5 protein-coding genes and 1 pseudogene are annotated in these 10395 nt (G+C 69.6%); 3 read left to right on the top strand and 3 right to left on the bottom strand.

The window, feature by feature from the left end; genetic code table 11:
* Positions 1-958: 958 nt before the first annotated feature.
* A pseudogene (locus OP04_RS52510) lies at positions 959-1205 on the top strand (valine dehydrogenase); the annotation flags it as partial.
* Positions 1206-3776: 2571 nt separating this feature from the next.
* Positions 3777-4559 (top strand): hypothetical protein, encoded by a 783-nt coding sequence (locus OP04_RS41065; protein WP_232323930.1) that lies wholly within the window; start codon positions 3777-3779, stop codon positions 4557-4559.
* 567 nt (positions 4560-5126) lie between these two features.
* Here OP04_RS41065 and OP04_RS41060 read toward each other — a convergent pair.
* Positions 5127-6083, bottom strand: coding sequence for a D-alanine--D-alanine ligase family protein (locus OP04_RS41060; RefSeq protein ID WP_232323928.1), 957 nt, complete (start codon positions 6081-6083; stop codon positions 5127-5129).
* Between the two features lie 8 nt (positions 6084-6091).
* Positions 6092-7396: an aminotransferase-like domain-containing protein gene (locus OP04_RS41055; RefSeq protein ID WP_033345394.1), complete on the bottom strand. Its 1305-nt coding sequence runs from the start codon at positions 7394-7396 to the stop codon at positions 6092-6094.
* 193 nt (positions 7397-7589) lie between these two features.
* Here OP04_RS41055 and OP04_RS41050 point away from each other — a divergent pair, with 193 nt between their 5' ends.
* The gene (locus OP04_RS41050; RefSeq protein ID WP_033345393.1) at positions 7590-8246 is read left to right on the top strand and encodes an N-acetyltransferase; all 657 of its coding nucleotides are present in this window, start codon (positions 7590-7592) and stop codon (positions 8244-8246) included.
* Positions 8247-9202: 956 nt separating this feature from the next.
* Here OP04_RS41050 and OP04_RS41045 read toward each other — a convergent pair.
* A complete protein-coding gene (locus OP04_RS41045; RefSeq protein WP_033345392.1) occupies positions 9203-10366 on the bottom strand; it encodes an N-acetylmuramoyl-L-alanine amidase in 1164 nt (387 codons plus the stop codon).
* Positions 10367-10395: the final 29 nt, after the last annotated feature.

The raw sequence follows: 10395 nt of genomic DNA, 5'->3' as shown, positions 1-10395 counted from the left end.
GGGGCGCGGGGCGCGGGGCGCGGGGCGCGGGGCGCGGGGGAATGGTCGCCAGATGGGGTTTGGTTTAGAAGGAGCGGCGGGAGGCTGCTGCTGTTTATGGACGGGACGGGATGCCGGCTCGTGTGGGGAGCTTCGTGTTGATGCTTCGAACGGTGGACCCCTCCTCGGTGTTGTGGCAGAGCGGCCGATGCGGTCGTGCGTAGTTGCCGGCGGAAAGAGCGACCGACCGAGTCCCTGATGTTGGACCACGACGTGGTGGTGTGAGGGCACTGGTTGATTGCGACGAGATACTGCGGCGGGACGGAGAACGGAGAGAGGCGGCACCTCTAGGGAGAAACCGCGACGTCATGCATTCGGTTGAGTTGTCGAGAGAACCGGGTGGACACGAGCGGGGTTAAAGGCGATGCCTGGGCCGGTTAGGGCGAGGGAAGCTCGGTGGGCGCGTCGGGCGTAGAGAACAAGTGCGCTGCAGACCGCGATACGACGTGCCGGCGAGTTCGATGTCCGGGGCGAGGCAGATGAGGCGGCTACGTGTGCCGTCCAACCTCAACCGCGGGTGGCCGCCTGTAGATCTGACCGACGCCGTTCGACCGTGTGGGCTTCGCATCCCGTCGACCGCGCGGGCTGTCGCACCTGGGTGGGCTTGGCCGGCGGGAGCGGCTCGTCGAGGAGGGACATGGAGAACGTGCTACTCGACGCCTGGTCGTGTTCGTCGTCCGTGGAAGTGGCTCGCGTTGACCGAGCGGACCATGGCCGTCAACGCCTCGAAGCCGGATGGCTCGGCGTGGCGAGGCAGCTGAGGGGCACGGTCGAGGACTGGCGCTGGATGGTGGATGCGGTCCGCCGGGAAACGGTCGGCGAGGCGATGTCCTTGGTGCAGGCGACCGTGTCCGCGTGCCGTGTGGATCTGTGGCGATCCACCGGAGGCCACTTCGATGGCGATCGTGCCCGTGCCACTGAGGTCGGCAAGTATCTGGTGGGGCATCTGATCGAGGACGGCGCGTCGGTGGTCGCCACGGACGTCAGTGCGGTGTCGCTGGAGTGGGCGCGCACGACGTGGATCTGGACACGCTGATCACGTCGGAGTTGGACGTGTACGCGCCCTGTGCGCTGGGTGGCGCGTTGAACGACGAGTCGGTGGCGCGACTGCGCGCCAAGGCCGTCGTGGGCGCGGCGAACAATCAGCGGCACATCCGGGCGTAGACCACGAGTCGGATGAGGTGCCAAGAAGCATTGGATGGGGAGGGAAGCCTCAAGCCTGCGATCGGTACGAGCCACCACGGGACGAGGACGCGGTTGGACCAATGCCGCGGCTAGGCACCGGGCGTACCGTCCTCGGCGCGGTCCAGCTGTCGGCGGGCGCACCGGCTGATGCTCCGGTGGAGAACGTCGCGAGGTGTTGATGCTCGGGGTGACGGCACTCAACATGAGACGGCAGGAAGCAGCGCCATGGCGAACGCGCTGACCGGCAGCCGGTCGGCTAGCCCCAGCTCGGCTTGGTTCGCCTCGCCTCGGTTCGCCTCGGCCCGGTCCGGTTCGTTAAGTGTCTTCGGTCGTGCTGGCCCTATCGCTTCCCCTCTGCCAGGCGTGGCGGCCGGGCAGTCGCCGCAGTTGGGGCCGGCGGAGAGAGCCAGAACGTGGCGCGCGGGATTGCCGTCGAGGCGCTGGTACTCCGCGGGTGGGCGGGGCAGATCGCGTTGGAACCGCTTGCGCAGCGCTTGGACGTGCTGCCTGGCGTGTTCGGGATCGTGGTCTGTGCGGATCGGAGTCCGGAGGCGAGCCAGCTTGACGTCTGCGGTGAGGGCGGACCTCGGGGTGGCCGCACCGCTGTGGCGACCCGTGACCAGATCCGCTGAGCCGCGTCCTGCTCCAACGGAGAAGCGGTGGCTTGAACGGCAGACTTGAGCCTCGGCTGTGCCCGGAGTCAGGACCATCCCTCGAGCGGGGTCGTGCTCAGATGGCGAGCCATCGGGGGAACGCGGACACCGGCCGTTCGGCATCCGGTGTACCTGCTCGGTCATCGGGTTGGAACGGCTCAGTCCGCGATCATCACGAGAACCGGCGCTGGGTCGCCTAGTGCCGATTCGCTTGAAGGGACAACGGGCGGACCTCGTCTCAGCCGGGCACGCCGTGCGCCAGCCGAGCACGCCGAGCGCCAGGATCCGGCGTCGATCGAGATCGGTCTGAGAAGCCGGGCCTCCATTTGTGGCTTACGTCAGCGGACACGGCGTCTGACTGTCTGGGTGAGTTAGCGCGGGCAGCGACGCGCGGGCAGGGGCGTGTGAGGACGCGCGAGCAGCGATGCGCGGGCAGCGACGCACAGACAAGGACGGGTGAGGACGCGCGGGCTAGAGCGGGCGAGGGATTCAGCCGGCATCCCGCCAGGCACAGGAGATACGAGCGAGACACGGCCGCCATCCGCTCTCCACGTCTTCGCCGGCAGCGCCCCTGCCGGCCGAGTGAGTAGATGCCAGGGGCACTCCCCCGGCTTAGACGGAACGGGCATCCGTCCGGCAGCGGACCACGGAACCTTCTCTCGCTCGACGACGGACTCGACCCAGCCCGGCCCCGATCCCGAGCCGCAGGGCAGACTCGCTATCTCCGAATGGAGGCCGATCGCTTTCGCATGAAGGACCGACAAGCCGAGCCCTGCGACCCGGAACGTCCTCGAAGCACCGGTGCAGGGCGGCACCCCTCACGTGAGTAGACGTGGGCGGCGGAGCTGACCCCCGTACCCCCGGATGCTTGAGTTTTTGCAATTGAGGGCGTTGCCCAAGCGCTGGTGCGAGGCCGCCTGGGGGCCGGGCAGGTGCCACGGTTCGGAGGGCGCGTTCGGCTGGCCGGCGTCCGGTGCGGGCGGGGCCTGTGCTGAACGGCGGCATTCGAATGACGGTGGAGAAGCAGACCGATGCGTGGGTACGCGGTGCGCGCTGCTGTTCCGGTAGACGGAGAGTGCAGGTCGAGCAGCCGGTGCGGCGGCGGTCGGATCAGGCACACGATCTGGGGGAAGGCCGCGGGTCCGCTAGGACCGTCAAGCCGGCGTCCCTGAGTTCGGCGGCATGTGGGGTGGGCGGCCTGGACGACCTTCCGACCGAGGCCGGAGAGTGTGAAGCCTGCGGACGGCCGAATCTTCCGGTGAGCGACATAGGTGGCTGGTGGAGATTGGAGCGGAGCGAGTTCGGGGTGCCGGTTCTCTACTGCGAGGAAGTCTCGGAGTCTTCGACTCGGGCCGGGCCCAGCGGCGTCGGCCTCGTTTCACGTGAAACGAGGCCGACTGACGGTCGAAGGCACGTTTCACGTGAAACGAGTTGATCGATTTCTAGGGAACGGGCGGTCACGGCGTCGGGGCTCACCTGTGGGTAACGCCTGTGGAAAACTTCGCCCACTCGTCGGGATGGCACGCCGGACAACCGGGCGGCGGATACGAGTGCAAGTTATCCACAGGAGTTATCCACAGGGCGTGGCGTTTCACGTGAAACAGCGCGTCAGAGGGGCTCTTGGCCTGTGGATGAAGGCGGTGGATAACCGGTTGGTGGGCGTCCACGCAGGGTGTTTGATCGCTTTCGCTGGGGTGGGCATGCCGGTCGGTAATCCACAGGGTGCGGCGGGTGCCTGTGGATAACTCGGTGGATAACCGATGGGTGGGCGGGCCTGTTGATACGGGTGGCGGGGTGTCGGTAAACAGGCGATGACCGGCGCGATCGGAGCCCGAACGGGTAAGGACATCGGGCGGCAAACCCGTTAGGGTCAGCGTCGTGCCCCACACCCCATCCTCCGTGCCTGAGTTCACGAAGTGGCCGTCGTTCCCGTTCGAGGGCGACATCCGCGTGAAGCAGATCGAAGAACCGGTCGAGGTCGAGCCGTCGCGCAAGGGCGAGGACTCGGCGGACTGCGTCGCCTGCGCTGCGCCCGACGAGGCGTATATCTGGGTCAGCGACCGCTGGCGGGTCCGTGCGATGGATCAGCCGTCCGGCCTGCCCATGGTCCTGATCCTTGAGTCGAGGTCCCACCTGGACCTGGGCGACCTGCCGAACCTGCTCGCCGCCGAGCTGGGCGTGATGACGGTACGGCTGGAGCGCGCCATCCGATCGCTGGACGGTGTGGCCCGAGTGCACGTCAACCGGTGGGGTGACGGCTCCGCGCACCTGCACATGTGGTTCCTGGCGCGGCCCTACGGCCGGCTGCAGTTGCGCGGGACGTTCCTCTCGCTGTGGGACGCGATCCTTCCGCCGATCCCGGAGATGCAGTGGCGGGAGAATCTGGCGCTCGTCGCGGCGTGGCTTGCCGAGTTCGGCGGGCGTCCGCTGGCGGAGCCGCCGCACATTCAGTGGCAGGCGCCGTCCAGTTTCGCGGCTGCGGCCGACCCCGATGTGCCGGCGGACAGCGCGGCCGTGGAGAGTGCCGCCAATGGCAGCGCTACCGCGGCCCCGGAGCCGGTCAGCTCGGTTGCCGCGTTGGAGGAGCCGGACGACGAGGCGGCGGCGATCGAGGCCGCGGCCGTCGAGGCTGCCTCCGCCTCCTCCGAAAGCGGCCTGCGGCCTGAGCGGCCTGCGGCCTGAGCGGCCTGCGGCCTGAGCGGCCTGCGGCCTGAGCGGCCTGCGGCCTGACTTCGGTGCTTCCGTTGAGGACCGCTCACTATCGCGCCGAGGACCGTCCCGCGTCAGGCCGAAGGCACTGCGCCGCCGTCTCGACGCGCGACAACCGTGTTGGTCAACGACCCGCAGCGCGAGCGCCCAGGCGCCGACATCGCCGAGGGCGCGCGTCGCGCTGTCCCGGACCACGAGCGGAGCGCGGTGGCTCCACCGACCTCTACGAGCGACACGGTTTCGTGCCCACCTCACCGGGCCCGCTCACCGGCTGCCCCGCCGGACCATTCACACTGCGGGCGCACCCAAAGCCGAAGAGCCCACCGCCGGAGCGCCCGGAAGAACAGCCTGTCCCGGCAAGCTCACGAACACCCACGAGCAATCACTCGGCGCGGAAGCCGGACCCGGCCGATCCAGCGACCACCCGGCCCGGCGCCCCACACATCCCAGAAAACGGCTTCTGTCAGAGCCATTCTCTCGCGATTTCCGATCGAGCCACTTTCCCCGATCTCACAAACCAGAACCAGGCAAAACGGACAGCTACGGCCGTGCCCGGCCCACAGCCCGTTCCACCAACCCGTACAGGACCTTCCCCAGGTCCAACCCCGCCGCCCCGACCGCCAACGGCAGCAGCGACGTCTCCGTCATCCCCGGCGACACGTTCACCTCGAGCACGTGCGCCTCGCCGGAATCGTCGACGATCAGGTCGACCCGGGACAGATCGTTCAACCCCAGCGCGGTGTGCGCCGCCAACGCGGTCTCCGCCACCGAGGCGGCGACCGACGCCGACAGCCGCGCCGGCGCGTGCCATGTTGTCAGCCCGGCGGTGTACCGCGCCGCGTAGTCGTACAACCCGTCCCGGGGCACGATCTCCACGGCGGGTAGCGCGACCGGCCCCTCCCCCAGGTCCACCACCGACACCGCAAGGTCCGCGCCCGTGACGTAGTGCTCGACCAGCGCGGTCGAGTCGTACGCGAAGCACCCCACCATCGCCGCGGACAGCTCGGTCTCGGCGCGCACCACGGAGGCGCCGAGACCGGACCCGCCCTGCGCCGGCTTGACCATCAGCGGCACGCCCAGCCGCTCGACGATCCGGTCCAGTACCGCGGCGGCGCCCAGCTCGGAGAACCGGTCGTGCGGCAGCGCCACCCAGTCCGGCGTGTTGATGCCGGACTCGCGCAGCACCGCCTTCGCGGACGGCTTGTCCCAGGCCAGGCGCGCGGCGCGGGCGTCGCAGCCGACGTACGGGATGTCGAACAGGTCGAGCACGCCCCTTAGTGAGCCGTCCTCACCGGTGGCGCCGTGCAGTGCGATGACGACCGCGTCCGGCGGGTCGGCGCGCAGGCCGGGCAGCAGTGCCACGTCCGCGTCCCGTAGCTCGGTCTGCACGCCCGCGGCCTGGAGCGCGTCGACCACCCGGCGGCCCGACCGGAGCGAGACATCCCGCTCGTAGGAGAGGCCGCCGGCCAGGACGAGGACACGAAGATCGCGAGACATGCCGTTGATCATGCCAACTGGGAGCCGGGCACATCTGCCCCGGCCTGCCCCGGACGTACCGCGCCGGAGCCGAAGACGGAACGGAGCGCGATCTCCTGCTCCATCACGCCGGCGAGCCGGCGCACGCCCTCGCGGATCCGCTCCGGGGACGGGAACGAGAAGTTGAGCCGCATGAACTGCTGACCGCCGCCGTCCGCGTAGAAGCCGGTGCCGGGCACGTACGCCACCCGGGCCGCGATCGCGCGTGGCACCATCGCCTTCGAGTCGAGCCCGTCCGGCAGCGTGGCCCAGACGAACAGGCCGCCGGCCGGGCGCGTCCACGTCGTACCCACCGGCATGAGATCTTCGAGTGAGTCGAGGAGCGCGTCGCGGCGTTCGCGATACACCTCGCGGTAGGTCTTCAGCTGCTCGCGCCACGGCATCGACGTCAGGTACTCCGTGACGGCGGCCTGGGCGAACGCGCTGGGGCAGAGGATCGTGGCCTCGGTCGCGATGACCAGCTTGTCGCGCACCGCGTGCGGCGCCAGGATCCAGCCGACGCGCAGACCGGGCGCGAACGTCTTGGAGAACGTGCTCAGGTAGAACACACCGTCCCGCCGGCGCGCGCGCAGCGGCTTGGGGGTGTCACCGTCGAACCCGAGCTGGCCGTAGGGATCGTCCTCGACGACCAGCAGCCCGGCCCGCTCGCAGATGTCCAGCACCTGCTCACGCCGCTCCTCCGACATCGTGACGCCGGCCGGGTTCTGGAACGTCGGGATCGTGTAGAGGAACTTCGCCCGGCGCCCCGAGGCACGCACGGCCGCGATCGCCTCCTCCAGCGCCGACGGGATCAGCCCGTTCTCGTCCATCGCCACGTGCACGACGCGCGCCTGCGCGGCCTGGAACACCCCCAGCGCGCCGACGTAGGTCGGCCCTTCGGCCAGCACCACGTCGCCCGGGTCCAGGAACAGGCGCGCGACCAGGTCGATCGCCTGCTGCCCGCCGACCGTGACCACCACGTCGTCCGGGGAGGCGCCGCAGCCGACGTCGATGCCGGAGAGCGCCATCACCTCGCAGATCTTCTCGCGCAGCGCGAGCGTGCCCTGGCCGATGCCGTACTGCAGCGTGGTGCTGCCGTGCTCGCTCCCGAGCCGGCCCAGCATCTCCCCCACGGCGTCCAGCGGCAGTGCGGCGATGTACGGCGCCCCACCGGCCAGCGACACCACCTCGGGGCGGCTGGCGACGGCGAAGAGAGCTCGGATCTCCGAGGCGGTCATGCCCCCGACACGGGCGGCATACCTATCGGTGTAATCATCGAGCGTCGTGCCGGACATGATCACCTCACTCCAGGAGTGCGCCCAGCGCGGGCGCCGGTGGGTCGATGTTATGCCCCGCACATCCGGCGCGCGCTCGGATAACCGGTCGGTCCACATGGCGGACCACTACGTCCAAATTTCGCTGTGAGCCGAACTTCCGGCGTACCATCCTCTGCGGGAGTTCTGTAAGCATTCGTGGGGGATCGCAACCATGTCTCGTCGCCTGGTCAGCTTGACCCTCGACACACTCGAAGACCTTCCCCGGCGCTGCCGGAAGTGCGTCTTCTGGGAGCTCGACCCGGTCAGCGCCGAGCGCGCCTGCGCCGACGGTGCTCCTGACCTGGAGAAAGAGGCCTGGGTCTCGCAGACGCTGCTGGAGTGGGGCTCCTGCGGCAAGCTCATCTACGTCGACGGCATGCCGGCCGGCTTCGTGATGTACGCGCCACCCGCCTACGTTCCCCGCGCGACGGCGTTCCCCACCTCACCGGTCTCCGCGGACGCCGCGCTACTGATGACCGCTCACATCGTGCCCGAGTTCGCCGGCGGCGGCCTCGGCCGCATGCTGGTCCAGGGCGTCGCGCGCGACCTCACCAAACGCGGCATCCGCGCCATCGAGGCGTTCGGCGACGCCAAGTTCGGCGAGGCCGACGACGACGCCAAGGCGTGCGTCGCCCCCGTCGACTTCTTCCTGTCGGTCGGCTTCAAAACCGTCCGCCAGCACCCGCGCTACCCCCGCCTCCGCCTCGAACTCCGCACCGCGCTCTCCTGGAAGTCCGACGTCGAATACGCGCTCGAAAAGCTCCTCGGCTCGATGACGCCGGAGACCCTGCTGCGCCCGGTCCGCCCGGCCACCAGCTCCACCGTGTAAGGAACGCTCGGGACTACCCCCACACGAGGACTCGACGCTCGAAGCGACCGAAAGCAACCCAAATTCGGATTTTCCCGCTTCCGGCGTGGTCCGGCAGCGTTGCTCCCGCGGGCAAACCTCCGGCGATCGGAAGACTCCGCTGGCGCTCCGCTTCCGATCGCCGATCGGAGCCGGTTCCGCCGCTGGTCCCGGAAGACCCCGCGAGTGCCGTCGCCGGCCGAGTCCCTGCCGCGCTCCGGGCAGCGTCGCCGGCGTGGATCTCCAGAGCGTTCGTCAGGGGCTACGGATCTTCCGGCGTCGAGGTCCGGATCTCGTGATCAACCGGGCACTCCGCGCCCGAAATTTCGGGAAATAGCGGCCGGGGATCCGTCACAGCCTCACCCTGACGGCGAAAGCTGACCGGAAGACAGGCGCCGCCGCGGCCCGAAACGGAAAAATCTTCACGCCTGCGAGGCGTCACCCCGAAAGAGTCAGGAGGACTCAATAGATGCCGAAATTTTGGGCGCGCGGCGCCCCGCTGAACTGCCTGTCGCTCCGCCCGATGGCTGTCCACCGCCGTTCGCTGGGCCGGTCCTCCGGTGATCCAGGCGTCGTTCTGACAGCATGAACGACGTCTGGATGCGGTCGTGGTCCGGTGAGGGCTGGCGGACACCGCACGAGGAGTCGCACGGGACGGTGCGGTGTGCGGCGGGCGATGACGGCCACCTGCTGCGCGGCGGGCGGCGGTGGCCTGCCGGCACACTACTGAGCCCGGCTCACCACCGTGTCCGCATTGTTGGATGCGGTCGGAAGCGACGCGACCGCGCTATTGAGCCTTGCTCACTTATGGGACGCGCGGGCGGGTGTTGACCGTGCGACGCGGGACCGGCAGGGAGGAGCGCCAGCGACGACCGGTGCCCGCGGGAGCAACGCTGCCGGACCACGCCGGAAGCGGGAAAATGAATTTGATCTTGATCTTAGGCCTTGATCGGGAGGCCGGCGGCGACGGCCATCCGCAGCTGGCGGACGTCGATCGAGCCGGTGGGGACGTCGTTCTCGACCGGGAAGTACATGCGCTGGACCGCGGCCACGATCGCCTCTATGGTCTGCTCGCGGAAGAGCGGGTCGACGAGACGGGTCCGGTCGTGCGGCGAGGTCAGGTAGCCGATCTCGACGCGGACCGCGGGCATGCGGGTCAGGCGCAGCAGGTCCCACGTCTTGGCGTGGATGTGGCAGTTGCGCAGGCCGGTGCGGGCGACGATCTCGCGCTGCACCAGGCCGGCCAGGCGCTCCGCGACCGTGGACGTGACGCCCTCGGACGTGCCGTCGCCGTAGTGGTAGGTGGCGACGCCGTCGGCCTCGGCGGTCTTGTAGCCGTCGATGTGGATCGAGATGAGCAGGTCCGCGTGCAGGTCGTTGGCGAGCTGGGCGCGGGCCTTGTCCGGAATGCGGGCGGCGGGTGACGGGCCACGCGTGAGGTGGACGCGCATGCCGGCGCCGGCGAGCCGTCCCTCCAGGCGGGACGCGAGGTCGAACGCGAGCTCGGACTCGGTCCACCGCAGCGGCCCGTCCGGCACGATGATGCCCTGGTCGGGGCCGCCGTGGCCGGGGTCGATGACCACGGTCTTGCCGAGCAGGTGCGGGCCTGACTGCCGGAACGCCTCGGCCTCGCGCAGCAGCTGGGGGCGGCCGCCGACGACCTTGCGACCGAGACGGCGCAACGCGTTCATGGTCTGCGGGCCGAATGCGCCGTCCGGTGCCAGGCCGACCTCGCGCTGGAACTGGCCGACGGCCTTGGCGGTGCGGGTGCCGTAGACGCTGTCCGGCCGGCCGACGTCGTAGCCCATCTCCAGCAGCCGTTCCTGCAGCGTGCGCACGTCCTCGCCGATCAGCGGGTGCGGGATGGCGTGGAACAGCGCGCGGGCGCCGAGCCGCCAACGGGCCGCGTCCAGCGCGAGCCAGGTCTCCTCGTCGACATCGCCGCCGACGGTCAGGCCGCGCTGCTGCTGGAACGCGCGGACCGCACGCTCGGTCTCCTCGTCGAAGAGGTCACCGGCAGGGAAGGAGGTGTCGAGGCGGGTGAGGACCGAGCGGATCTCGGTTACCGCGGGACCGCGGTCTCCACGTCGGATCGGGCGCACAGACGACCTCCTCGAAACATCGAACCGGA

The organism is Catenuloplanes japonicus, assembly GCF_000717135.1.
GTDB lineage: Bacteria > Actinomycetota > Actinomycetes > Mycobacteriales > Micromonosporaceae > Catenuloplanes > Catenuloplanes japonicus.
The sequence above is the reverse complement of the archived record's forward strand: the minus strand, read 5'-3'. Positions and strand labels throughout refer to the sequence as shown.

What these genes read in the sequence shown, in the direction of transcription:
- OP04_RS41060 (WP_232323928.1), bottom strand. Translation starts at nt 6,083, where the DNA reads ATGTCTCGCGATCTTCGTGTCCTCGTCCTGGCCGGCGGCCTCTCCTAC.
- OP04_RS41055 (WP_033345394.1), bottom strand. Translation starts at nt 7,396, where the DNA reads ATGTCCGGCACGACGCTCGATGATTACACCGATAGGTATGCCGCCCGT.
- OP04_RS41050 (WP_033345393.1), top strand. Translation starts at nt 7,590, where the DNA reads ATGTCTCGTCGCCTGGTCAGCTTGACCCTCGACACACTCGAAGACCTT.